19 protein-coding genes are annotated in these 25,042 nt (G+C 39.2%); 14 read left to right on the top strand and 5 right to left on the bottom strand.

Annotation, left to right across the window (positions count from 1 at the left end; translation table 11 throughout):
- Together AC0L3W_RS13315 and AC0L3W_RS13310 are read right to left on the bottom strand one after the other, a co-directional pair.
- Entirely contained in the window at positions 1 to 432 is a 432-nt protein-coding gene (locus AC0L3W_RS13315; protein WP_290041028.1) for a transcriptional repressor, read from the bottom strand.
- A 122-nt stretch (positions 433 to 554) separates the two neighbouring features.
- The gene (locus AC0L3W_RS13310; protein WP_290041027.1) at positions 555 to 1,601 is read right to left on the bottom strand and encodes a helix-turn-helix domain-containing protein; all 1,047 of its coding nucleotides are present in this window, start codon (positions 1,599 to 1,601) and stop codon (positions 555 to 557) included.
- A 172-nt stretch (positions 1,602 to 1,773) separates the two neighbouring features.
- Between AC0L3W_RS13310 and AC0L3W_RS13305 the strand changes: the two genes are divergently transcribed.
- The 6 genes from AC0L3W_RS13305 (at position 1,774) to AC0L3W_RS13280 (ending at position 9,252) form a co-directional block, all read left to right on the top strand.
- Positions 1,774 to 3,174, top strand: a complete 1,401-nt coding sequence (locus AC0L3W_RS13305) for an ethanolamine ammonia-lyase subunit EutB (protein ID WP_409440307.1) — start codon at positions 1,774 to 1,776, stop codon at positions 3,172 to 3,174.
- The gene (gene eutC / locus AC0L3W_RS13300) at positions 3,171 to 4,022 is read left to right on the top strand and encodes an ethanolamine ammonia-lyase subunit EutC (RefSeq protein WP_409440308.1); all 852 of its coding nucleotides are present in this window, start codon (positions 3,171 to 3,173) and stop codon (positions 4,020 to 4,022) included. The genes AC0L3W_RS13305 and eutC overlap by 4 nt, the downstream gene beginning before the upstream one ends.
- Positions 4,023 to 4,109: 87 nt before the next feature.
- Positions 4,110 to 5,501, top strand: a complete 1,392-nt coding sequence (gene eat / locus AC0L3W_RS13295) for an ethanolamine permease (protein ID WP_409440309.1) — start codon at positions 4,110 to 4,112, stop codon at positions 5,499 to 5,501.
- 259 nt (positions 5,502 to 5,760) lie between these two features.
- A complete protein-coding gene (locus AC0L3W_RS13290; protein WP_409440310.1) occupies positions 5,761 to 7,236 on the top strand; it encodes a methyl-accepting chemotaxis protein in 1,476 nt (491 codons plus the stop codon).
- Entirely contained in the window at positions 7,220 to 7,753 is a 534-nt protein-coding gene (locus AC0L3W_RS13285) for a DUF6436 domain-containing protein (protein ID WP_290041019.1), read from the top strand. The genes AC0L3W_RS13290 and AC0L3W_RS13285 overlap by 17 nt, the downstream gene beginning before the upstream one ends.
- Before the next feature lie 167 nt (positions 7,754 to 7,920).
- Positions 7,921 to 9,252 (top strand): D-serine ammonia-lyase, encoded by a 1,332-nt coding sequence (locus AC0L3W_RS13280; protein WP_409440311.1) that lies wholly within the window; start codon positions 7,921 to 7,923, stop codon positions 9,250 to 9,252.
- A 64-nt stretch (positions 9,253 to 9,316) separates the two neighbouring features.
- Here AC0L3W_RS13280 and AC0L3W_RS13275 read toward each other — a convergent pair whose 3' ends face one another.
- Positions 9,317 to 11,386, bottom strand: coding sequence for a bifunctional metallophosphatase/5'-nucleotidase (locus AC0L3W_RS13275; RefSeq protein ID WP_290041015.1), 2,070 nt, complete (start codon positions 11,384 to 11,386; stop codon positions 9,317 to 9,319).
- Positions 11,387 to 11,903: 517 nt separating this feature from the next.
- Between AC0L3W_RS13275 and AC0L3W_RS13270 the strand changes: the two genes are divergently transcribed.
- Both AC0L3W_RS13270 and AC0L3W_RS13265 read left to right on the top strand, forming a co-directional pair.
- Positions 11,904 to 13,238, top strand: coding sequence for an aspartate aminotransferase family protein (locus AC0L3W_RS13270; RefSeq protein ID WP_290041013.1), 1,335 nt, complete (start codon positions 11,904 to 11,906; stop codon positions 13,236 to 13,238).
- A gap of 55 nt (positions 13,239 to 13,293) precedes the next feature.
- Positions 13,294 to 14,130, top strand: coding sequence for a beta-keto acid cleavage family enzyme (locus tag AC0L3W_RS13265; protein WP_290041011.1), 837 nt, complete (start codon positions 13,294 to 13,296; stop codon positions 14,128 to 14,130).
- A 13-nt stretch (positions 14,131 to 14,143) separates the two neighbouring features.
- Here the strand turns inward: AC0L3W_RS13265 and AC0L3W_RS13260 are convergent, their stop codons facing one another.
- The gene (locus tag AC0L3W_RS13260; protein WP_290041009.1) at positions 14,144 to 15,049 is read right to left on the bottom strand and encodes a LysR substrate-binding domain-containing protein; all 906 of its coding nucleotides are present in this window, start codon (positions 15,047 to 15,049) and stop codon (positions 14,144 to 14,146) included.
- Between the two features lie 391 nt (positions 15,050 to 15,440).
- On the opposite strand from AC0L3W_RS13260, the gene AC0L3W_RS13255 reads away from it, so the two are divergent.
- The 6 genes from AC0L3W_RS13255 (at position 15,441) to AC0L3W_RS13230 (ending at position 24,417) form a co-directional block, all read left to right on the top strand.
- Positions 15,441 to 16,406, top strand: coding sequence for a TAXI family TRAP transporter solute-binding subunit (locus tag AC0L3W_RS13255; protein ID WP_290041007.1), 966 nt, complete (start codon positions 15,441 to 15,443; stop codon positions 16,404 to 16,406).
- Positions 16,407 to 16,679: 273 nt separating this feature from the next.
- Positions 16,680 to 19,517 carry a TRAP transporter permease gene (locus AC0L3W_RS13250; RefSeq protein WP_290041006.1) on the top strand — a complete coding sequence of 946 codons (2,838 nt, stop codon included), beginning with the start codon at positions 16,680 to 16,682 and terminating at the stop codon, positions 19,515 to 19,517.
- A gap of 161 nt (positions 19,518 to 19,678) precedes the next feature.
- Positions 19,679 to 20,422: an acetoacetate decarboxylase gene (locus AC0L3W_RS13245; RefSeq protein WP_409440312.1), complete on the top strand. Its 744-nt coding sequence runs from the start codon at positions 19,679 to 19,681 to the stop codon at positions 20,420 to 20,422.
- Positions 20,423 to 20,694: 272 nt separating this feature from the next.
- Positions 20,695 to 22,281 carry a BCCT family transporter gene (locus tag AC0L3W_RS13240; protein WP_290040985.1) on the top strand — a complete coding sequence of 529 codons (1,587 nt, stop codon included), beginning with the start codon at positions 20,695 to 20,697 and terminating at the stop codon, positions 22,279 to 22,281.
- Positions 22,282 to 22,842: 561 nt separating this feature from the next.
- Complete coding sequence (dusA, locus tag AC0L3W_RS13235; protein WP_290040983.1) at positions 22,843 to 23,817, top strand: tRNA dihydrouridine(20/20a) synthase DusA; 975 nt, start codon at positions 22,843 to 22,845, stop codon at positions 23,815 to 23,817.
- 9 nt (positions 23,818 to 23,826) lie between these two features.
- The gene (locus AC0L3W_RS13230; protein WP_409440313.1) at positions 23,827 to 24,417 is read left to right on the top strand and encodes a DUF4136 domain-containing protein; all 591 of its coding nucleotides are present in this window, start codon (positions 23,827 to 23,829) and stop codon (positions 24,415 to 24,417) included.
- 89 nt (positions 24,418 to 24,506) lie between these two features.
- On the opposite strand, the gene panM is transcribed toward AC0L3W_RS13230, so the two are convergent.
- The gene (gene panM / locus AC0L3W_RS13225; protein ID WP_409440314.1) at positions 24,507 to 24,932 is read right to left on the bottom strand and encodes an aspartate 1-decarboxylase autocleavage activator PanM; all 426 of its coding nucleotides are present in this window, start codon (positions 24,930 to 24,932) and stop codon (positions 24,507 to 24,509) included.
- Positions 24,933 to 25,042 lie beyond the last annotated feature (110 nt).

Genomic DNA, 25,042 nt, shown 5'->3' with positions numbered 1-25,042 from the left:
TTATGAGATACAACGCTCACATACACCGTGCGCTTCTAATACTTTATTAGTGATATTAAATCCAAATTGCGATGCTTTACTTGAGAATGCGTCATCAATAATTGGATCGCTCAATTCAATCACGCATTTACATTTATCACAAATCAATAACTGCATTGGATGTTCGCAACCTAGGTGACAACACATCAAATAAGCATTCAAAGATTCAATTCGATGGATAAAATGGTTCTCTAATAAAAACTCTAGTGCACGATAAATTGTGGGTGGCTTTGCTTTACTGTCGGTTTTTTGTAGCTGCTCTAATAATTCGTAGGCGCTAATAGCCCCTTGGTGCTCTGCCATTAAAGTAAATACTTGTTGGCGAACAGGGGTAAAGCGTACATTGTTCGATTTACAAATTTCGATGGCACGAGCGAGCAAAGGATGAGACATAATAACTACTTCTATCAATAAAATTAGTCATTATAATAACATAGCGTTGGCAGATTAAAGTACTCAATTCGAATGTTAATTGACCTACTTATCTTTTTAAGAATGAAGTGCTTAGGCTTTATTTATAATACTATCGGTGGTGTTTGGCTAATCACGGGGTGGTGGTAATGGCTTGCACGTTGGATTGTTTGTGTTGGGGTTTCTCCAAATAATCCTTTGTAATAAGCATTAAAAGTACTGATATGGAAAAAACCAAAGTTCAACGCAAGGTCTGTAATACTATGCTGGTTATCTTCACTTAATAAAATTCTTCTTATCTCGTTTAAACGACAATCCCTTATGTATTGAATGGGGGAGATACCAAGGCCCTGTTCAAAACAGTATTGTAACGCTCGGCGACTGATATTGCTGATTTGGCATAATTCAGTAATGGTAAGAGGGTAGTTACCTGTTTCTTGAATATACTCAGTGATATCAGTGATCACTCGTTGTGTGGTTTGCTGAGACACGCTGAGATTATGATGCTGATATTCTGTTTGCATTAAGAGATCTGCCACTTTTGAAGAGATCAAAGGTGTTAAATGATTTAATCTTAAAGGATCTGAATCTTTAAGTAAGTGAGTGCTCCCCATAGGGGAATTGCTATTACCTAATAACAAGCTGATTAATTTGGCTAGTTCATAACTAACATAAGACGTAGGCTTGGATACTTGTAAGTGTGTACTTTTATTTTGCCAAAGATCGTAATCTGCCCCAATCATCTCAGTGTCTAAGCTATGCTTATTGATCACCAACCCATAAATATGGAAATCAGGTGGGGTAATTAACTCAAATTCAATCCCTGAAGGGCGAGTCATTATTTGCCCTGCTAATACGTCACTGTTATTGATTTTAGGGCGCTGTGTTTGTAAAGAAAATCCTAACCATAAATTATCATGCTTAACACAGCACTGCTGTTGTAAGGTACGGTTAGTAAACTCTTCAAAAAAATGAATGCCTTGTAACTTCAACTCATCTAAATAACCACTAAATATACCATTGCTATGCTGATTATAGCGTTGTTCCCATTGTCGTAAGCTTTCAGCTTGTTGGTTAACATCAAAAGTAAAGGATTTGCACCGCTCTAGTGCAACGGAAGTATTAACTTGGTGCTGCTTTGAATTTGCCATTTTACCGCCTCCTATTACAGTGCATTAATTTGATGCATAATTATTTCAATTATTTGTTTTTAAACAACTTTTATTGTTGCGCAATTGCGTTATTTAATTGGAACACTCTTCGCAGTTACCTGTTTATATTGAGCGCAAAGTTCGCGCCTAATTTTATTTTGAGGTACTAGAAATGTCTAATTATCGCTATCAGCTTGGTAGTCACCTTTATCAATTTGAGAGTTTAGCAGATTTAATGGCTAAAGCTTCTCCAATGCGATCTGGTGACCAATTGGCTGGAGTAGCAGCGCTTTCTGCAGAGCAGCGTGCTGTCGCACAAATGTTATTGGCTGAGTTACCATTAAAAACATTTCTTCAAGAAACGCTTATCCCTTATGAAAAAGATGAAATAACCCGATTAATTATCGATGAGCATGATGCTGCGGCTTTTTCTGAAATATCACACCTCACAGTAGGTGACTTTCGGAATTGGTTATTGCAAGAAACGACAACTGAAATTGACTTTACCCGTATCCGCGCTGGTTTAACCCCTGAAATGGTCGCTGCGGTGAGTAAAATTATGCGTAATCAAGATCTAATTTTGGTGGCGAAAAAATGCAATATCATTACTAAATTTAGAAATACCATTGGCTTGCCTGGTCATCTGTCTACACGTTTACAACCTAATCACCCCACTGATGATGTAAGTGGCATTGCAGCGACTATTTTTGATGGTTTGATGTACGGTAATGGTGATGCTGTATTAGGCATTAATCCAGCGACAGATAGTGTTTCACAGGCGGTGAAGCTAATGAAGCTAATGGATGATGTTATTCAACATTATGAGATCCCAACACAGTCCTGTGTATTAACGCATGTTACGAATACTATCGAAGCAATCGAGCTAGGTGCACCTGTTGATCTGGTTTTCCAATCAATTGGTGGCACTGAAGCAACCAATCAAGGCTTTGGTGTTAATCTCAATGTGTTAGATGAAGCGCATCAAGCAGCACTAGAACTCAAGCGCGGCACTGTAGGTGATAACGTGATGTATTTTGAAACTGGGCAAGGTAGTGCGTTGTCTGCAAATGGTCATCATGGTGTCGATCAGCAAACCTGTGAAACTCGCGCTTATGCAGTTGCGCGTAAATTTAAGCCATTATTAGTTAATACAGTGGTTGGTTTTATTGGCCCTGAATACTTGTTCGATGGTAAGCAGATTATCCGTGCAGGATTGGAAGACCATTTTTGCGGAAAACTATTAGGTTTACCGATGGGGTGTGATATCTGTTATACCAATCATGCTTATGCAGACCAAAATGATATGGACAATTTATTGACCTTATTAGGCGTTGCTGAATGTTCTTTCATTATGGGCATACCTGGCTCTGATGACATTATGTTGAACTACCAGACGACCTCTTTTCATGATGCCTTGTATGCCCGCCAAGCATTAGGCTTACGCCCAGCACCTGAGTTTGATCAGTGGCTTAAAAAGATGCAAATCTCGCCTGAAAATAATGCTACTCAGCTAAGCTCTACGTTGCCAGATAGCTTTGCAAAACCACTGAACCTGATTAAGGAGTTGTCATGAGCAAACCTAATTCAACAGAGCAGGTAAAACAGCCCCATAGCGTACACCAAGACCCTTGGGCTAAATTACGTCAATTCACCGATGCTCGTATTGGTTTAGGGCGCGCAGGTACTAGTTTACCAACCTCTGAGCTATTACGTTTTCAACTTTCTCATGCACAAGCAATTGATGCCGTTCATGTACCGCTTGATGTGGATAAATTATCAGAGCAATTTGAACAATCACAAGTACTGAGCCCTTACTTACCAATACAACGCTTACATAGCAAAGCAACTGATCGTATGGAATACCTTCAACGCCCTGATCTAGGTCGTCAGTTAGATAGACCTTCAATTGAACGCTTAGAAGCCTTGAATGGTGAAGCATATGACCTAGTGTTTGTGCTTGCTGATGGGCTTTCTTCCTATGCAATTAGTCATCATGCCACAACCTTTGTTGAATTGTTCATTAGCCGCTTACAAGAAGAATTTCCTAAACAGCTGAAAATTGCTCCTATCTGTGTGGTGCAACAAGGGAGAGTTGCAGTGGGAGATGATGTCTGTGAAGCGTTGAATGCTAAACAAGTGGTGTTGCTGATTGGTGAGCGCCCTGGATTAAGTTCACCTGACAGTATGGGGTTGTACTTAACTTGGGGAGCACAACGAGGCATGGAAGATTCAATGCGTAATTGCATTTCTAATATACGACCTGAAGGGCTGAAATATCAGGCTGCTGTGCATAAGAGTATCTATTTACTTAATGAATCACGTCGCCTGTCTTTAACGGGAGTGAATTTAAAAGATCGATCTGAAGATTCATTGTTAGAAACAGAGCACACACAGCATTTTAGTTTAACCAATTTGTCATAAAACGATAAAGACAATAAAAACAATCACTTATAAAAATAAATAATAATCAATTAACAACAACTTAATTACTATAAGAAGGGAACTACTATGTCTACTAATCAAGAATACCTAGCTCAAAGGCAATTGAAAAAGGGAGCAGCCGGTTGGATTTTGCTTGCTGGTCTGGGGATTTCATATGTTATCTCAGGGGACTTTGCTGGGTGGAACTTTGGTATAGCGCAAGCGGGATGGGGCGGTTTTGTTATTGCTGCGGTATTAATGGGCGTGATGTATTTAACGCTGGTGTTATCTTTGGCTGAAATGTCTGCTGCGATACCTGCTGCAGGTGGTGGTTATAGTTTTGCACGCCAAGCAATGGGGCCTGCTGGTGGTTACCTTACCGGGTTAGCTGTTTTGATTGAATATACACTTGCACCTGCTGCAATTGTTATTTTTATCGGATCATCGGTAAACGAGTTATTAGGTTTTGACGGGCCGATTGTTTACGCATTGTTCTATTTAGTATTTATCGGTATCCATATCTTTGGTGCTGGTGAAGCGTTAAAAGTGATGATGGTGATCAGTGCGTTAGCAGTATTAGCGATTATTGCCACTGGTGTGGTGTTATTACCTGAATTCAATGTTGATAACTTATTTGATATTGAACCATTAATTGGCGGGACTGAATTCCTACCAATGGGGTATTACGGTGTTTGGGCTGCATTACCGTTTGCTATGTGGTTATTTCTTGCTGTGGAAGGTGTACCATTAGCTGCTGAAGAAGCAAAAGATCCAGCGAAAGATGTACCGAAAGGGATTATCGCAGCGATGATCTTCTTATTATTCACTGCAATATTAGTCGTAGTATTAGTGGCTGGTGCTGCTGGTGCACAAGTGACTGCTGGTAGCGCAGTACCGTTAGTTGATGCGTTAAAAATGACAGGTAACCCAAATATTGCAACTATGGTAAATGTATTAGGTTTAGCGGGTTTGATTGCTTCATTCTTCTCAATTATCTACGGTTATAGTCGTTTAGTCTTTGCACTTTCTCGTGCTGGTTACTTACCACAAAGTCTATCATTAACTAGTAAACGTAAAGTGCCTGTCCGCTCACTTATTTTCCCTGGTATTTTAGGATTCTTATTATCGTTAACAGGTGAAGGTGACTTAATGCTTTCAATGGCGGTTGTTGGTGCAACGGTTTCCTATGCAATGATGTCAGGTAGCCACATTTTATTGCGTATCAACCAACCTGGTTTAGCTCGTCCATATAAAACACCTGGTGGTGTGGTAACGTCAGGCATCTCGTTTGTATTATCACTAGTCGCATTAACTGGTGTTTATGCTTACGATGTAAGAGCCTTCTATTTCACGCTAGTATTATTTGTGATTGGTATGCTTTATTACACATTCATTGGTCGAAATAACTTAGTGGCTAAATCAGCAGAAGAAGAGTTCGCGCTGTTATCACAAGCTGAAGATGAATTAATAGCTAGTTAATGTTCCTCATATTGCTTTAATATTAAAAACCCACCACTCTTGGTGGGTTTTTTTGACCTTTCTGTGCTCAGCCTCTCTATTTTCACCTTTACTTATTATAAAGTAATTATAAATAGGTATTCGTTTGTGGTAAATTTCATCAAAACAAGGTGATTTTTTGCACTTAAATGATCTATACCTCATTTTTTCCCGTATGGTTCCGCTCTTTTTCACCATAATAAAAATTATAAAAATAGATCGATATAAGTAAGGTAAAACAATGAATAAAGTAAATAGAGTAAACCAAGTTTTTTCAAGAATTTTGATATTATTATTCGTTGAATCCATTGCAATGGCTTTTATATATGGGACTTACTTAGAGGCTATATTAATAGGTTTGCCTGCTATGTTGGTACCATTATGGCTATGTAAAAGTATTCCAGATGCTGCATTAACTAAGCACGTTTCTGCTTTAGCTGCGATGGTTTTTGCTTGTTTGCATATTCATCAAATGAATGGCTTGATTGAAGTACATTTTGAGATTTTTATCTTAATGGCAATATTGATTATTTTTAGTGATTGGAAAGTCTTTATTTCAGCTACCTTATTAGTCGCAGTACATCATTTATCATTTTACTTTATGCAAGTTAACGGTGCCAATATATACATTTTTGACCAAGATAGATTGTTTTTTTCGACGGTGATCATTCATGCCGTTTATGCGGTAATTGAAGCTATTATTGCAGGCTATATTGCCAAAGTATTATATGATGATAGTCGAGTAGGGGTTGAGCTAGCAAGGGTAACTCAGCTGTTAACCATGAATGATCAATCACTTGATTTAAAAGTACACACAGATAGTCGTGGCAATAATATTTTAGGCGGATTTAACGATCTTTTATCAGTACTTGATAACGTAGTAAGCAGCGTAAAAACTCAGGCCAATGAATTTATTGTTAACTCAAACAATTTAACATCTGCGAAAACGGAACTCGAAATTTCTGCTACTAATAGGCAAGCCGAAACTGAGAATATTGCTTCTTCTGTAGAAGAGATGGCTGTGACGGTCGGATCAATTGCACAGGATGCATCACAATTAAGTACTCAAATGAAAGAAGTCTCTGAATCTGCACAAGCTGCAAATCAACACATCGAAGAGATTAATGTTAAAAATAGCGAACTCACTGACTCACTTAATAAAACTAGCGTAGAAATCACTGCGTTGGCTAATTCAAGTGATGTGATTGCTAATGTCTTGTCTGAGATTACTGGTATCGCTGATCAAACGAACTTACTCGCTTTAAATGCAGCAATAGAAGCTGCTCGAGCGGGTGAACAGGGGAGAGGGTTTGCTGTCGTTGCTGATGAGGTCAGAGCATTAGCAAATCGCACAAAAGATAGTACAACCAGAGTAAATGAAACTTTGTCTAAGTTAGTAAACCACTCACAATCATCGACACAATCAATGGCTCAATGTCTTAGTGCTGTAGAGTTAGTGATTGAAGTAGCAGCCAAAGCTAATAATAAGATTGCTCATGCTACAGACTTAGCCTCATTATCTAGTGATATTGCAGATTCAGTGGCTGCGGCAGTAGAAGAGCAATCAGTGGCAACTAACGATATTGCCCAGAGTACCGAAAGAGTAAGTCTACTGAGTAAAGGTGATACAGCCAAAGTGGAAATCTTAGCGCAAGAAGCCGCTAAGATTTCTCAATCTGTTTTATTATTAGAGTCAAACATTGCACGCTTCAAATAGTAAGGTTACAGCGACTCACTACATTATCTGCGGTATATGGTTAGTTTTAACTATTGCTGCAGCTATCTATTTTATTAGTGGTCGTTTAGCTGACTTTGATCCCCAACAGAAGCTAACGGATGCAGATCCCATTTCATTAATGCAGAAAATAAGCGAGATAGAGCAGCTAAAAGGACGAGATTTAAGCGATACAATTGTTCACTTCACTAGCCAAGGTTGTTCATGCACTCAATATAGCGATAATCATAAAGGTGAAATTAATCAACGAGCTGCTATTGAAGGTTTTAAGGTTATTAATGTGGTTGTATCAGAAAAATTAGCGGCATTAGTCCCTTCCACTCCTGCCATTTTAATTACTAATAACCAGCGAAATTTACTTTATTTTGGCCCTTATTCTGCTGGTTTAGCATGTAGCGCTTCTAATGGTTACGTGGAAACGGTATTAGGTAATTATGCAAAAGGTTATAGTTCAAGTTTGATTGTTAATGATACTAGCGGCTGCTATTGCCACATTTAGATAAATCTTCAACATCGCTACAAAAAAGCGCTAGTCTTTAATTAGATTGCAGCTTTTTATTAATCAGTCATGATGTTGATGTCTAGCATCTAAAAGTAAAGGCGTGCAAAAACAGCTTTTAACCCTCATTAATTGCTCATTTAAATTAGTTATGTCTAAGGCTCACAGTGAATAAATTGAATATAGATAACTTAATTGATAACTATCCTCTATTAAAAATGCTAATAGCATTACAACCAACTAGTTGGTTCAACCCTAAAATTACCTCAGTTGAACAAGGAATAAAGCAAGTTGCTCTAGGTAAGCAAGATATACAGGAAGCCAGTGAGCGACTCACAAGATTTGCACCTTATTTGACGCAAGCTTTTCCTGATACAGTAAAAAGCAACGGCATTATTGAATCTGAAGTGGTTGAAATCGCAAAGATGAAGAAGCAATTACAGCTTGATTATGGACAATCTTTATCTGGACAATTGATGTTGAAGAAGGATAGTCACTTACCTATTGCAGGCTCTATTAAAGCACGTGGTGGTATCTATGAAGTTTTAACTCATGCTGAAAAACTAGCGATACAAGCAGGGTTGTTAGAAGAGGGGGATGATTATGGAAAGTTGTATTCTGAATCCTTTCAGCAGTTCTTTAGCCAATACCGCATTGCTGTTGGCTCCACTGGTAATTTAGGGGTATCCATTGGCATTATTAGTGCTAAGTTAGGTTTCTCTGTTTCTGTTCATATGTCTGCTGATGCACGGCAATGGAAAAAAGACAAGTTACGAGCGCATGGTGTTAATGTTGTCGAGTATGAGCAAGATTATGGTGTTGCGGTGGCGCAGGGGAGAAAAGAAGCTGAGCAGGATGCTAGTTGTTTCTTTATCGACGATGAAAATTCGCAAACATTGTTTTTAGGTTACTCGGTTGCAGGTCAGCGTTTATTGCAACAGTTTATTGAGTTGGGAGTTAAAGTCGATCAAGACCACCCATTGTTTGTTTATCTACCTTGTGGTGTTGGTGGTGGGCCGGGCGGTGTTGCATTTGGGTTAAAGGTTGCTTTTGGGGAGCATGTACATTGTATTTTTGCAGAGCCGACACATTCTCCTTGTATGTTATTAGGAGTGTATACTGGGTTGCATGATCAAATCTCGGTGCAAGATATTGGTATTGATAATATAACCGCTGCCGATGGTTTAGCTGTAGGGCGTGCATCTGGTTTTGTTGGACGTTCAATGCAGGGGTTAATAGATGGCTATTACACTTTGTCCGATCAAACTATGTATAACTACCTAGAAAAGATGGATCGTTTAGAAGGTTTACAACTAGAGCCTTCAGCGGTCGCGGGTGTGATTGGTCCGATGATAGTGTCTGCAAACATTGAGTATTTACAAAGATTAAACTTAGATAAGCATAAAATGGCCAATGCAACGCATTTAATATGGGCCACTGGCGGCAGTATGGTGCCCCCTCAAGAGATGAAATCCTATCTGAATAAAGCCATTAGCTAATTTTAGATATAAAAAAACCGCCTGTTCAAGGCGGTTTGTTAATGTGTGATTAGTTAACTATTACTTATAGTGATTCACTACGAATAATGCGTTCATCAGTCACTGTTTCATCTGCAATACTATCAGCTTCGTTGTATGCATTATCAGCATCTGGATATAGGTATAATAAGTATTCAGCTAGTGCATCTTGCTCTGTACCTGTATCTGCAAAGCTTGAGTTACCTGGATCTTCAGTTGTCATGATGTCACTAAGATCTGTATTTAACTCACTACAATCTGCGCCTGCTGCTGTACATGGGAATGGGTAACCATCACCACCTTCTGCGATGTAAGTAAGTGTCATTACTGAGAATGTCATACTATCTTCATCTACTAACTCACCACCAGAAACCACAGTGTAGTTATATTCACCATCACCGTTAGTATCAACAGCTAGCTCTTGAATACGCTCACCTTCAACCGTTTGCGTTAAGGTTGTTACTCCATCATCATCAGTAACCGTACTAAATTCACGTGCAGTTTGTGTTTCATCGTAGGTTAAAGACATACCAGAGATTTGTGGAAAACGACCACCAGTAACATCAGATACAGCATGTTCTGCAATCTCTTTTAACTGTGCTGCGGTTAGATCTAATACTGTTAAATCATTGTTGAATGATAAAGCTGTTTGTAAATCGTATTGTGAAATATCACCTTCTTCTTTACCTGCGTTAGGGTAAGCAGCTGGCGGGTAATACTCTAGATCTTCAGCGCTTGTTGAACCTGCAGGGTAAGCTGCGTAACCAATCTCGGCACGAATACCACCACCATTCTTAATAGAAATTTGCGTATCGATACCGTCAATGAGGTTTGCATACCAAAGATTAGCTTCAGCGGTTAGATTACCTAGGTTAGTTTCTTCAGAGCGAACCGAGGCACGAAGACCATTTATGAATACGTCAGTATGACCTACAATATTACTTTCAGATTCAATAATCACGTCATTCACTGCATCAACAATGTTATCAACATCTGTATTTGCTTCACCAGATAATGACGTCACCATTGTTTCATCACTAATGTATGAACCACTAACATCTTCATCAATTGAATCTACGATAATGTTGCCATTATCATCAAACTCAACCACTAAGCGACCTAGGTATTTGTAGTCACCATCAACATTCACTAAGGCTACATCGTTACCGTCGGCATCTTCAAATAACTCAGGGTATTCTCCAGCAGCGGTATCACCATCCCATAAACGGTCTGTACTATCGGCAAGTAGTGTATTTGAACCACCTGCGACAATGATATCGACGTCAGTTAGTAGCGTTGCTAGCTCTTCTTCGATAGAGATACTTTGCATGTGTGCTAGTAGAATAACTTTGTTAATACCCAGTGCGGTTAGTTCATCCACTTTTGCTTGTATTAATACCGCAAGATCAGCTGTATCGTCACTCGCAGGAAGAACCGTAATATCACCGGTATCGGTAATAATTTCATTTGTTGGTGTTGTAGCACCAACAATACCGATTTGTTCACCATCCACTTCGATAATCGTATATGACGCTAAGCTGTTAGGAATTTCACTTGCGATTAAACCATCTTCAACGACTAATGGTGCAGTATTTTCATCGTCAGCAAAAATCATGTTTGAGCTTAGGTATGGAAATTGTGCCCCAGGGTAAGAGTCATCTACGGCAATAATTGACGCAAATTCTTCAGTACCGCCATCTAGGTCATGGTTACCTACAGCTGAAGCTTGTAAGCCCATTGCATTAACCATTGCGATATCAGCTCTACCATTACCCGGTACGTTGATGCCGTCAACATTGGTCATTGACTCATCACTACCTGCTACATAACGTACACCAGGGATATAGTTATCGCCTGAGCTTAAAAATAGCGTGTTATCTGGGTATTGGTCGCGTAATGCATCCACGTTACTTGCAAAGTTACCAGCGTTGTCTAGCGCTGTCGCGTTTGAGCCATCCATATCGGCCATATGTAATAGTTGTAACGTATAATTTGTGGTATCAGTAGTTTGCTCATCATCACTACTATCGGTATTACAAGCTGTGAGTGATGCAGCGATTAAAACAGAGGTAACAATTTGTGATAGGTAACGTTTCTTAAAATATGGCTGTTGCATTGCTCTTTCCCTAGTAAATTTAATGTAAGTATATTGTTAATATTCATTCCATTTAGTTGACCATCCAGTCAACCTGTTATTTAAATTACCTTCACTTTGTGAAATATGCATCAATTTTTTTAAAAAAATGTGTATTTTTAACTCTAAATGACTATTTATTGACCTGATCGCTTGTTTAATTGTTAATCAATCAGAGGTCACAAATAACATTTTTTTAAAATATAACTATTGCATTCATTCTTTTACCCAGTAGGGGCTTATTTAAATAATGACAGTGAAGACAAAAATATTGGGGAGCATGATTACAAGCGATTGTTGTAGTTTTATTGCAGTTTTATCATATTTTTATGTCTAAAACGTAAAACACATATTATCGACTAACATGTGGAGCTGAGCCCAGCTCGCTTAAGCATTATTCCTGTTTTTCATACCCGTGGATTTTAATTCCTTTGTAAACCAACCTAAAAAATATAATTATCAGGCTTTCTTAATTGATATTTTATAAAAGGTTAGCTACATGACGCACATTCTGCATCGCCACTGTCACTCTGAACTTCCAATCGTTACTGGTGGTAATGGTATTTACTTATTCGACCAACAGGGCAAGCAGTATTTAGATGGTTGTGGAGGGGCTGCGGTTTCAAACTTAGGGCATAGCCATGCTGCAGTAAAACAAGCAATGATTGAACAGGTTGAATCTATTCCTTTTGCTCATACAGGTTTTTTTACCAATCAACCAAGTGAAGATTTAGCTAAACTGTTAACCGATTTAGCACCAGAGCCGTTAAACCATGTTTACTTTGTTAGTGGTGGATCCGAAGCTGTTGAGTCAGCGTTAAAAATGGCTCGTCAGTATTTTGTGGAAATTGGTAAGCCGAGTAAAACGCAGTTTATTGCTAGACGTCAAAGCTATCATGGTAATACCTTAGGTGCTTTAGCCGTGGGTGGAAACGAATGGCGCAGAGAGAAATTTACTCCATTACTTTCAGAAGTAAAACATATCGCACCTTGTTATGCATACCGTGACCAACAAGCCAATGAATCTGAGTTAGATTACTCTTTGCGTGTTGCAAATGAGTTAGAAACTGAAATATTAAATCTTGGTGCTGAGAATGTAATGGCTTTTGTTGCTGAACCAGTAGTGGGGGCGACAGCTGGTGCATTACCTGCAACGGAAGGGTACTTTCAACGTATCCGGGAAATTTGTGATAAATACGATGTGCTGCTTATACTTGATGAAGTAATGTGTGGTATTGGTCGAACAGGTACCTTTTATGCTTTTGAACAAGATAACATTGTCCCTGATTTAGTGACCGTTGCAAAAGGTTTAGGAGCAGGCTATCAGCCTATTGGTGGTGTGGTGATCAGTAGCAAAATTTACGACGCCATTGCCAATGGTAGTGGATTTTTTCAGCATGGGCATACGTTTATGGCACATCCTGTTGCTTGTGCCGCTGCATTAGCAACAATACAGACCATAGTGTCGGAAAGCTTGTTAGATAAAGTACAGGAGCAAGGTAAAAAACTACGCGCTAAGTTAAAAGAAGCTTTGCTGTCTTTATCTTATGTTGGCGACATAAGAGGGCGAGGGCTATTTATTGGTATTGAGCTGGTGGCCGATAAACAGAGCAAGATGCCATTACCTGCAACCACTGAAGCGAATAAAGTAGTGAAGAAGTTGGCCATGAAACACGGGTTAATGTGTTACCCAATGGCTGGTACCATTAATGGCCGTGCAGGGCACCATATTCTATTAGCTCCGCCATTTATCATTAATGATGAACAGCTTGATGAGTTGGTGAGTAAATTGAAAGCAGCGCTGATCGAAGCAGCACAAGGTTGGGCATTATGATCATTGAACAAGTGCATAAAGCTGCGCTGATCGAAGCAGCACAAGGTTGGGCATTATGATCATTGAACAAGTGCATAAAGCTGCGATTATTGTTGCGCCCAATGGCGCACGTAAAACGCGGCAAGATCATCCTGCAGTACCTATCACAGTCGAGCAAATTGTACAGGATGTCATTGCTTGTCGCGATGCCGGTGCTGCCATGGTGCATCTACATGCGCGTGATAAAAATGGCCTGCATTCTTTAGAGATAAATGACAATATCAAGACCTTAACAGCGGTTAAGCAAGCTGTTGGTGAGTCGATTATTGTACAATTAACCACTGAAGCGGTTGGGCAATATCAACCAGAACAACAAATGTTGTTAATCAAAGAGACGCTACCCGAAGCTGCCTCCTTTGCTCTGAAAGAGTTAATTCCCAATGACTCATATTTGTCGGTTGCGCAGCAGTTTTTTCATTGGGTAGAAGAGAGTGGCATCATTGCTCAATATATTCTGTACTCGGTAGAAGATGTACAACGCTATTTTTCATTGATCAAACAAGGGGTTCTGCCCAGTAAAAACCACCATATTTTATTAGTGTTGGGACGTTATCATAAGCAATTACGTTCTTCAGCTACTGATCTTGCACCTTTTCTGAACGAGCAATTATTAACAGTAAAAACGCGCTGGGCAACCTGTGCATTTGGTCCTGAAGAGCAACAATGCTTGGTCAGTGCCATGTTGATGGGGGGGGATGTTCGTGTCGGTTTTGAAAATAATCATTTCAATAGTAAAGGTGAGATTGCCGACAGTAATGCACAACAAATTATCGATATTAAGGTAGTGAGTAGCTTATTAAATATCGACTTGCATAACGCTGATAGTTTTCGTCAAATTTTGCGCTCTCAATAATAAGTTAATGGGATTATAAATCGATATTTTGACCTAAATTGGCGGTGATCCATTGTTTAAACTCATAAATCTTTCGAGAGGAGAGTCGGTAGCTTGGTATAAAAGCATAATAAGCATAATCCGTATCCATACTGATATTAAGTGGGTTAATGAGTTCACCACTCACTAAAGATTTATGCACCATAAAGTCAGGCAAAAGTGCTAATCCTAATCCGCCTTTTGCCGCTTCTAAAGACATGTAAAAATGTTCAAAGCCAGTACAACTATAATTACTGCTAAAGGTTAACTGATTTTGTTTCTTAAATTGCTCCCATAAACGTGGTCGAGTGATATGGAAAATAGCATCAAAGTGCTGCACATCTTGTATTGTATTAATGGGGTTACTAGCCAACAATTGAGGTGAAGCGACTAACACTAGCTTTTCTCTTCTTAATAGTGTGGCATTTTCATAATGAGCCGACACCGATAAACAACGAATGGCGATATCACTTTCTCCATTGGTCTTTTTGATAATGCCATCACCGGTTTTTATTCTGACGCGAATATTTTTATTGAGATCATAAAATTGTTGTATATGTGGAATTAACCATAAGCTAGCAAAAGAAGGAGTGACATTTAATGATAAAACTTCTTCCACTTGATCGATCAAAACTAAGCTTTCAGTCGTATATTGAATAATTTCCAGTGCTTCAATGATTTTAGGTAGATATTGTTCACCTGCACTGGTTAATTCAATGCCGTTTAAACGTCGATTGAATAGCGGTTGCCCAAGTTGTTTTTCTAAGGAGGAGATATTTTTACTCACTGCGCCTTGGCTAACAAAAAGCGCTTGTGCTGCTTTTGAAAAACTCATGTTATCGGCCACCGCCACAAAAGTACGTAATGCTTTTATTGAGGGTAAAGTGGTTTCATTAAGCACGGAGTTTCTCCTTAATTAGTTGAGGTTATAGTTAAGCTTTTCAGCATTATTTAAGCAAGTAATTTGTAGTTTGTTTCAGTATTACCTGTATGAATTTAAAGCGATAAAGGCCATAAATCATCACCATTATAAAGTAAGTATTCATAAACATGATTGGTGCATCGCAAAACCAAAATAAAAGTGGCAGGCAGTTAGCTCTAAAATGGTGCAAAAATAAAATTAACGCACCAAAAAAGAACATGTAAGTGGTTGTTTAATAAGCAATGTGTTTGAGTTTAATACAGCCCTTTCTGTAAGGACTTGAGAGTCCACATATTTTCCTCTATAGGCTTGATTCTTGCTTGTCTATATAGGAAAGTACCACCGAAATAAATCTAAAAGGAAGTTAAATATGTTTTTAAAAAAATTAGCAATGGCAGCGGCTGTAGGCGCAACATTCATGGCAAGTTCTGCAATTGCAGAAACTAAACACGTAGTAATTGGTACTGGTGGTCAAACGGGTGTTTATTATCAAGTAGGTGGTGCTATTTGTCGTCTAGTAAACCGTGGTACAGCTGAGCACGAAATTAACTGTACTCACAAAACAGGTGGTTCAGTAACTAACATTAACGGTCTAAAATCTGGCGACCTTGATATGGGTGTTGCTCAATCAGATTGGCAGTTCCATGCATACAACGGTACTGCGCCAGAGCAATTCCCTGCAGGTGCATTTAAAGAATTACGCTCTGTATTCTCTGTATATGCAGAACCGTTCACTGTTGTTGCTCGTGCAGATGCAGGTATTAAAAGCTTTGACGATCTAAAGGGTAAAAAAGTAAACGTAGGTAACCCAGGTTCAGGCCAACGCGGTACGATGGAAGTATTGATGAGCAAAATGGGCTGGGAAATGAGTGATTTCGCTGTTGCGTCTGAACTTAAATCTTCAGAGCAAGCGGCTGCACTATGTGACGGTAAAGTCGATGCAATCGTGTTCGTTGCTGGTCATCCGAATGGTTCAATCAAAGAAGCAACCACTTCTTGTGATGCAGTATTGGTACCTGTTGATAATGACGTTGCTCAAAAGTTAGCGTCTGATAATCCATACTACGCAATGACAAGTATTCCAGCAGGCATGTACAAAGGTACTGACACTGATACAGCAACATTTGGTGTAGCGGCTACGTTTGTTAGCTCAACTAAAACAGATTCAGAAACAGTTTACCAAATGGTGAAAGCTGTATTTGAAAACTTTAAACGTTTCAAGAAGATGCACCCTGCATTTGCTAACCTGAAAGAAAGCGATATGATCACTAAAAATCTATCTGCTCCACTTCATGAAGGCGCGATTCGTTACTACAAAGAAAAAGGTTGGATGTAATCTAACCCTTAGCTAAATAGAGCGGGAGTAGTTATACTTCCGCTTTTTTGTTTTTAAAAAAGCAGATATACCAAAACTACTTACTATCAATAAACTAAAAAAGTGATTGCAATTCAATAAGTAATTTCGGTATATCTCAACTGTAAGCGGTGTAGTTTTACCGATTATAGTGGATATCAATATAGATAATCTAAAGCATCAATTACGCATTTTTAGAATGATCTCTAGTAACACAAGATCGCATTGTCATGCGTATCAATAGGAAATTTTCTGATGACTGAAAAAACACTAATGAATGATGAGGAATTACAAGATCTCGTCGCTTCCACTGATACCGGAGGAAGAAATCCAACCAATCAAAAGATAGTTAAATTGATGGCGGGTGTGGCGTTAACTTGGTCTATATTCCAAGTTTGGATCGCATCTCCTCTGCCTTTCTTATTTGGTTGGGGTGTATTCTCAAGTGGGGAAGCAAGATCAATCCATTTAGGGTTTGCTATCTTCTTAGCCTTCCTTGCTTATCCAGCTTTTAAAGCTTCTTCACGCAGCAAAGTACCAATGGCTGATTGGGGATTAGCGATCATTGCCAGCCTTTGTGCTTTGTATCCATTTATTGCTGATTCCATGTTAGTGGATAGTATTTTTGGCATTCGCTTAAGCGACCGCCCAAGTGCGCCTAATCCTGTGGATATCGGTGTGGCTATTGTGGGAATGCTGACTTTACTAGAAGCCACTAGACGTGCCTTAGGTCCACCATTGATGGTGGTTGCTATGATTTTCTTAGGTTATACCTTCTTAGGGCCTTATGCACCTGAGTTGATTGCTTGGAAAGGCTCAACATTTGGTGGTGTTATGGACCATCAATGGCTATTTTCTGAAGGCGTATTTGGTATTGCGCTAGGCGTATCAACGGACCTTGTATTCTTATTTGTACTGTTTGGTGCGTTATTAGATCGTGCGGGTGCAGGTAACTACTTCATTAAAGTTGCTTTCTCTTTAATGGGCCATCTACGTGGTGGTCCTGCAAAAGCAGCAGTAGTTGCATCGGGTATGACTGGGCTTATTTCTGGTTCTTCGATTGCTAACGTAGTAACCACAGGTACCTTTACAATTCCGATGATGAAACGTGTTGGTTTCTCTTCTGAAAAGGCTGGCGCTGTAGAAGTTGCTTCATCGGTTAATGGTCAAATCATGCCACCAGTAATGGGAGCGGCGGCGTTCTTAATGGTGGAATATGTGAATATTCCTTACTTTGACGTAGTAAAACACGCTTTTTTACCGGCTATCATCTCTTATATTGCATTGGTTTATATCGTGCATTTAGAAGCGATGAAGCTAAATATGAAAGGTTTAACACGTGAAGGTGAAGTTAAAACGGCTAAAGACGTATTAATCTCTTGGGCAATGACACTGTTACCTATCATTGCATTAGCAGGTGGTGCTTTTTACTTATCTGAGTTGTATGAGGCATTAGCAACGACTGAAGCTCGTTTAGGTTTAGTATTAGCGGTTATTGCTATTCAGTACCTAGTATTTAAAAAGCTCAAAGCAAAGGCCAGTGAAGATAAGTTAGCTAACACTATTTCTACCGGTGCAATTGTATTAGGTAACTTAGTCATTGGTGCCTTTGGTTTGTTCTTTGTAGTTAGCTTGTTGAAGTCTTTTGTTGCACCTGATTTACTATTCTGGGTAGTGGCTGCATTAGTTGCAATAACCTATGTTGTATTGGTAAAAATCAGCTCCGCTTACCCTGATTTAGTTATGGACGATCCTAATTCGCCAGTACTTAGCTTGCCTGAGACAGGCCCAACGGTGAAGTCTGGATTGCACTTCTTATTGCCTGTTGTGGTATTAATTTGGTGCCTGATGATCGAACGTAAATCACCAGGGTTATCTGCATTCTATGCTACTTCTCTGATGATTTTCATTCTATTAACACAACGTCACCTATTTGCTTTCTTCCGTAAAAAATCAACATCAGGTATGGTAAAACAAGGCTTTAGTGAGTTGATTGACGGTATGATCACTGGTGCAAGAAATATGATCGGTATTGCTATCGCAACAGCTGCTGCCGGTATTATTGTTGGTGCGGTATCACAAACGGGTATTGGTTTAAAACTGGCTGCCTTGGTTGAATTCTTGTCCATGGGACAGATCATGTTGATCTTAGTTTGGACAGGTATTCTCAGCCTTATTCTAGGTATGGGCTTACCGACTACCGCAAACTATATTGTTGTATCGTCTTTATTAGCACCTGTGATTGTTAGTTTAGGCCAACAAAATGGGTTGATCGTGCCACTGATTGCAGTACACATGTTTGTGTTTTATTTCGGGATCATGGCTGATGTAACACCTCCGGTAGGCTTAGCATCCTTTGCGGCGGCAGCGGTATCGGGTGGTGATCCAATTAAGACAGGTTTTGTTGCCTTCTTCTACTCATTGCGTACCGCTTTATTGCCATTCCTATTCATCTTTAACACCGATTTATTGTTAATGGATGTGACCTTCTTAGAAGGGATAGCGATATTTATTACCGCCACCATGGCGATGTTGATATTTACCGCAGGTACACAAGGTTACTTTATCGCTAAATCAAAACTGTGGGAATCATTTGCACTATTGATTATTGCATTCACGTTATTCCGTCCAGGTTTCTGGATGGACTATGTGATCCCTCCTTATGATGAGCGTGCTGGTACTGAGTTAGTCAATGTGATGGAAGAGGTTGATCCGGGGACTGAGTTACGTGTATTAGTTAACGGCCAAAATGATGTGGGTGACCCAGTGACACTCACCATGTTAATGCTGGTTGGTGAAGGTGAAACAGGCCAAGAGCGTCTAGAAAACTATGGTTTAGAGCTACTTCCACAGGAAGATGGTTCAATCATGGTTGATGGTATTGGTTTTGATAGTACTGCTGAAAAAGTCGGCTTTGATTTTGACCAAATTATTGTCGATGTAGGTGTGCCAGTAGTGCGCCCTGCTAAACAATGGTTCTATGTACCAGCGCTATTATTATTGTTTATTATCATGAGATTACAACGTAAACGTCGTGACATCAATGATGCCGCTGAGGCGCATTCAGACAACACACAAACAGTAAATGCTTAACCTTTAAGTGTTCCTAATTTAATACCGCGTTTACTCTGTAAACGCGGTATTTTTTTGCATTCCATAAAGTTATACCCCTGTCTTTTAATTCCTTTGTCAGCCTAGATTAAACACATAACAATACACCTTTATTTTCGATACTAAGACAGGCCGAAAAAACAATGAATTTTGATAAAATTAAACAACTTACCTCGATGCCCGCTACAGCGCCAACAGTAGGACCAGATAAAGTACGATGTATCAATAGGGAGTTCTTTATTGTGACTTATGAAACCGACCGCAGTGCATTGGATGGCGTTGTACCTGAGCCTTTGAAATTCGACCAACCGATCGTTAAGTTTGAAGTGATTAAGATGGAAGACTTTAGAGGGTTTGGCTCATTCACAGAGTCTGGTCAGATTATTCCTGTTACCTTAAACGGGCAACCAGGACAGTATGTTCATCAAATGTATTTAAATAACTTCCCGGCCATTGCTGCGGGTCGTGAAATTTGGGGCTTTCCTAAAAAGTATGCACAACCAGAGCTATTGTGCGATTCAGACTGTGTTTTAGGACGAGTATTTTTTGGCAAATGTGAAATAGCCAGAGCGACTATGCCCTACAAATGGCATGCCATGGATCTTGAACAAGTAAAACAGAGCATGGAAACTGAGCCGGGTTACCTATTAAAAATTATTCCTAATGTAGATAACACGCCGCTGATTACGCAATTAGTTAAGTATCATATGCAAGATGTTATCGTGAAAGAGGCATGGTCAGGGCCAGGTGCGTTAGAGTTGTTTAATCATGCCTTAGCACCAATGGCAGAGTTACCTGTGAAGAAAGTGCTTAGTGCGCACCATATTATCGCTGACCTCACGTTAAGTTGGGGTGAAGTGGTTGTTGATTATCAAATTGACTATTAAATTAATCATGGTTTATTTTATAAACATAATGAAAATGTTTTACAGATTAAAACCTTATTCATCTATATAAATTAGTGTCTTATGGTAATGGGTTTCTGAATTTTTTTTTATGCTAGAATACCGCGCTTATTATTAAGCATAATAGTCTAAAAATAAAAAACGACAGTGATTGGTTACCACTCTTTGTGGTACGTAATAACTAATTTAAGTATTAATTTAATATGGAGCTGATGTTTCTATTTACTAATGTGGGTAGCTAAATATCAGAAGTTATGAAATTTAAATCTAAAAAATACAGTATAGAATCTACTGATTATCAAGTAGGCCAAGACAATATTAATAAGTGGGGTTTTGATGTCCACAACACCGTTTTTACTGCTTCAGTAGCTTTATCAATTCTTTTTATCGTTACCCTATTAATGTTAGAGCCAGCAGATGCAAAAGCTGCAATTGACTCAATTAAAGGCGCTGTTTTATCTAATTTCGACTTCCTATTTATGTGGGGAGCAAATATTTTACTGCTATTTGCAGTAGGCATCGCATTCTCCCCTTTAGGTAAAATTCGCTTAGGTGGAGATAAAGCGACAACGGACTATTCAACCACTTCATGGATTGCAATGTTATTTGCTGCCGGTATGGGCATTGGTTTAATTTTCTGGGGGGTAGCAGAACCAACGGCTTTCTATACAAACTGGTATGGAACACCATTGAATGCTGCACCTTTCACGCCTGAAGGTCGTGAACTTGCATTAGGCGCAACGGCGTTTCATTGGGGATTACATGCTTGGGCAATCTACGGCATGACGGCATTATGCCTTGCTTATTTTGTGTATAACAAAGGTTTACCACTATCGATGCGTTCTGTGTTCTACCCTATTTTAGGCGATAGAGTATGGGGCTGGATGGGCGATGTGATTGATGTACTGACGGTATTAGTAACCTTGTTTGGTCTAGCAACCTCGTTAGGTTTAGGTGGTTCACAAGCTGCGAGTGGCATCAGCCATGTATTTGGTTTTGAAAATAGCTTATATCTACAACAGTTTATTATTGTATTGATCATGGGCTTAGCGATTTTATCGGTGACTCGTGGGATGGACGGCGGAGTTAAGCTGTTAAGTAACATTAACATGGTGATTGCTTTTATCTTCCTAGGTTTAATCGCTGTATTAAACTTCACTACTGTACTTGATTCACTAGTAACAGCAGTGGTTGGTTACGTGAAAAATATCGTTCCATTAAGCCAAGCGTCAGGTCGTGATGATACCTCATGGTTACATGGTTGGACTGTGTTCTATTGGGCATGGTGGGTAGCATACGCACCGTTCTTTGGTATGTTTGTAGCACGTATTTCTAAAGGGCGTACTATCCGTGAATTCTTGGTTTGTGTACTCGTCATCCCTACAGTTGTCACTACATTGTGGATGTCAGTATTTGGTGGCGTAGCCATTGATCAAATTATCGATAAGGTCGGTTTACTAGGGGCAGAGCAAGGCATTACAGATGTGTCACTAAGCTTATTCTACATGTTAGATGCTTACCCGATTGGTGACATCTTATCTGTTATTGCTGTTGTACTGATTGTCGTGTTCTTCGTAACCACTCTAGATTCTGGATCTATCGTTATTGATAGCATGACAGCTGGTGGTAAATTAGAAGTGCCAATGAAGCAAAAAATAGTATGGGCCATTATTTCAGGTTTAATTGCGATGGTGATGCTATGGATCGGTGGTACACAATCTATCCAAGCACTGCAATCTATCACTATCATTGCAGCACTACCGTTTACAGTAATCCTACTGATTGGTTGTGTAAGCTTAATGAAAGGCATGCTAACTGAAGTTGAAAAGCCAGTTAAATAACCAAGGTGGTTATTCATTAATAGAGTAACTATTTAATGTCTATTGAAACGCCCTTGTACTAAGTACAAGGGCGTTTTTTATTTTTACTAAAGAGTGTTTAGCTAAGTACTAGTATGGCTTATAATCGCATGTTTACATTCGCTTCAAACCTAATTGCTCTGAATAACAAGGTGACTGATTTCGGTTTATAGAAAACTAGGAAGTTTTATCTAGTTTTTACAGACGGCATCTCCACTTGCTCTCTTCATTACTCTTTAACCCCATTCTGTTGCCCCACCTAGATGAAGAAAAATGTAATTTGATACACTTTTACGCATATAAAAGTGTGATTTTGGTCCCTAGACTGTGTTTGGATGAAAGGTAAAAGGCTGTGATAGTAATGTTCAGTATTAAACCTCTGCTTTTACACAAGGATTAAATGGCGTTTTTAAGCAATGGTTTTCTGTTATAATTATTCTTTTAATGCCAGTTGCAGGTTAGTAGCAATCACTTCTTTAATGTGAATGATATAACACTCTGATTTGGCTTATTGATCGTCTTTCATTTTAATCTTGGTGTTTTATGCAAAATTTCCCTACAAACCGCTTTTCTATTGCTCCGATGCTTGATTGGACTGATCAATACTGCCGTTACTTCCATCGTTTAATGAGTAAAAACACGCTTCTATATACCGAGATGGTGACTACGGGGGCGATTTTATACGGTAAGGGCGATTACTTACAAAGAGATGCTGCGGAACATCCAGTAGCGTTACAATTAGGTGGTTCTGCGCCATTAGATTTAGCACAAGCTGCTAAAGCTGGGGCTGAACGCGGTTTTGATGAGATTAATTTAAACGTCGGTTGCCCTTCTGACCGAGTGCAAAATGGTCGCTTTGGTGCTTGCTTAATGGCAGAAGGTGCATTGGTCGGAGATGCAGTTAAGGCGATGCGTGATGCCTGTGATTTACCTGTTACGGTTAAAACCCGTATTGGTATCGATGATTTAGATTCTTATGAGTTTTTATGTGACTTTGTTGAAAAAGTGAAAGCGCAGGGCTGTGACACATTTATTGTACATGCACGTAAAGCGTGGTTGAGCGGCTTAAGTCCAAAACAAAATCGTGATATCCCACCACTGGATTATGAGCGTGTTTACCAATTAAAGCGTGATTTTCCAGAGTTAACCATTGCGATTAATGGAGGAATTAAAACCTTAGAAGACTGTCAAACTCATCTACAACACCTTGATGGTGTAATGTTAGGGCGTGAGGTTTATGCTAACCCTTATATTCTAAGTAAGGTTGACCAGCAGTTATTTGGTTGTGATAAAGTGCCGTTGACACGTTTTGAAGTTTTAGAAAAAATGTATCCTTATATTGAAGGGCAGTTGGCGCAAGGCGTACATTTAAATCGTATTGCTCGTCATATGTTGGGGTTATTTCAAGGTTTACCTGGTGCGCGTGCGTGGCGACGCCATTTAAGTGAAAATGGCCATATTCCAGGTTCTGGTATTGAAGTGATGCAAAAAGCCGCGTCATTCGTTCACGAAGAGTAAGGAAGTAAGATGAAGAAGCGTTTATTATTTCTGTTAGTGGCTGTACAACTAGTTTTAGTGGGTTGTTCTAGTACACCTGTGGTTAAAGAGGCAAAGGTTAGCGAACCTGAACCTCTAACCTTAGTAAGTAGCGGTAAACCGAGTAAAGTGCTTCCTTCCTTTACGACTTACAGTTGGGATGATGATTACAACTTTGTGTTAGCCAAAGAAGAAGCGACTATGTTGGTGTTAACACCGTATATACGTCAGCAAATAGAACAGTATATGCGTACTAAAGGGTATCAATTAGTGGATAACCCTGATCAAGCTGAAATGGTGATTGGCTTTTTATTTGCGGCTGATGATGTGGTTGCCAATAACCAAGTGGAGCAACGTTTTGGCTTGGTGCCTGATACCGTGCGGGAAAAAGGCTTAGACCCTCGCTATAAAAAAGGAGCATTTATGTTGAGTGCTTTGGATAATCGAGGCAAGAAAATTTATTGGAGAGCTGCACTTAAAGGCTTTACTCAATTAGAGCGCGATAAAGCGATAAATAAAGGCACTCAAATGCAGTATATCTTAAGTATGATGCTGGGTGATTTTCCTGAAGCGGGGCGTTAATTAAAAGCTTCTTAATTTTGATAAAAAACACACCTAGGTGTGTTTTTTTGTATTTGAAATAGCATTAATTAAAGGCTCACAAATTAAGTTTAGATCGCTTTAATAGCTATCCCATCATTTACTTGATAATCACTATTCACAAGAAAAGCTTGGGTTGCTAATAATGCTGATTCATCAACTTCTGTTAACGCGTATTCAACTTGTGCCACACCTTCTGCTTTTAGCTGTTTTTCAACTTGTGTTAATAGGTTTTTACCTACACCACGGCGGCGTGTCAGATCTCTAATTTGTAATTGAGATAGGGTGGCTGTTGTTCCTGTAATTTGTACTTTAACTCCACCAATATGGCGCTCATTAAACATAGTTAAAAATAAGCGAGACGTTGAGTCATTTAATTGCTCGGTGATCGCTTCAGTGGTTAATGAGGTGGCTGGCAAGTAATTGCCGTAAATTTTTTGTAAATCGATGACTAGTTGCGTTGATAAAGTATCAGCAATAAAAACGGATAATCGCATACAGTGCTCACTATTATATATTTATTGTATTTTTAGGGGGTTTATACCAATCATACTTATTAACTGCTCTATTTTGCTTGTTAAAAATTTTATTTCTTCGTTGTAAATTT

The sequence above is a fragment of the Psychromonas sp. KJ10-5 genome, assembly GCF_055808325.1.
Note: the sequence above shows the minus strand (reverse complement) of the source record. Positions and strands in the feature narration are given on the sequence as shown.

Excerpts from the sequence above, each read along its gene's own strand:
- AC0L3W_RS13315 (WP_290041028.1), bottom strand. The coding sequence starts at position 432 with ATGTCTCATCCTTTGCTCGCTCGTGCCATCGAAATTTGTAAATCGAAC.
- AC0L3W_RS13310 (WP_290041027.1), bottom strand. The coding sequence starts at position 1,601 with ATGGCAAATTCAAAGCAGCACCAAGTTAATACTTCCGTTGCACTAGAG.
- AC0L3W_RS13305 (WP_409440307.1), top strand. The coding sequence starts at position 1,774 with ATGTCTAATTATCGCTATCAGCTTGGTAGTCACCTTTATCAATTTGAG.
- eutC (WP_409440308.1), top strand. The coding sequence starts at position 3,171 with ATGAGCAAACCTAATTCAACAGAGCAGGTAAAACAGCCCCATAGCGTA.
- eat (WP_409440309.1), top strand. The coding sequence starts at position 4,110 with ATGTCTACTAATCAAGAATACCTAGCTCAAAGGCAATTGAAAAAGGGA.
- AC0L3W_RS13290 (WP_409440310.1), top strand. The coding sequence starts at position 5,761 with ATGAATAAAGTAAATAGAGTAAACCAAGTTTTTTCAAGAATTTTGATA.
- AC0L3W_RS13275 (WP_290041015.1), bottom strand. The coding sequence starts at position 11,386 with ATGCAACAGCCATATTTTAAGAAACGTTACCTATCACAAATTGTTACC.
- AC0L3W_RS13270 (WP_290041013.1), top strand. The coding sequence starts at position 11,904 with ATGACGCACATTCTGCATCGCCACTGTCACTCTGAACTTCCAATCGTT.
- AC0L3W_RS13265 (WP_290041011.1), top strand. The coding sequence starts at position 13,294 with ATGATCATTGAACAAGTGCATAAAGCTGCGATTATTGTTGCGCCCAAT.
- AC0L3W_RS13255 (WP_290041007.1), top strand. The coding sequence starts at position 15,441 with ATGTTTTTAAAAAAATTAGCAATGGCAGCGGCTGTAGGCGCAACATTC.
- AC0L3W_RS13250 (WP_290041006.1), top strand. The coding sequence starts at position 16,680 with ATGACTGAAAAAACACTAATGAATGATGAGGAATTACAAGATCTCGTC.
- AC0L3W_RS13245 (WP_409440312.1), top strand. The coding sequence starts at position 19,679 with ATGAATTTTGATAAAATTAAACAACTTACCTCGATGCCCGCTACAGCG.
- AC0L3W_RS13240 (WP_290040985.1), top strand. The coding sequence starts at position 20,695 with ATGAAATTTAAATCTAAAAAATACAGTATAGAATCTACTGATTATCAA.
- dusA (WP_290040983.1), top strand. The coding sequence starts at position 22,843 with ATGCAAAATTTCCCTACAAACCGCTTTTCTATTGCTCCGATGCTTGAT.
- AC0L3W_RS13230 (WP_409440313.1), top strand. The coding sequence starts at position 23,827 with ATGAAGAAGCGTTTATTATTTCTGTTAGTGGCTGTACAACTAGTTTTA.
- panM (WP_409440314.1), bottom strand. The coding sequence starts at position 24,932 with ATGCGATTATCCGTTTTTATTGCTGATACTTTATCAACGCAACTAGTC.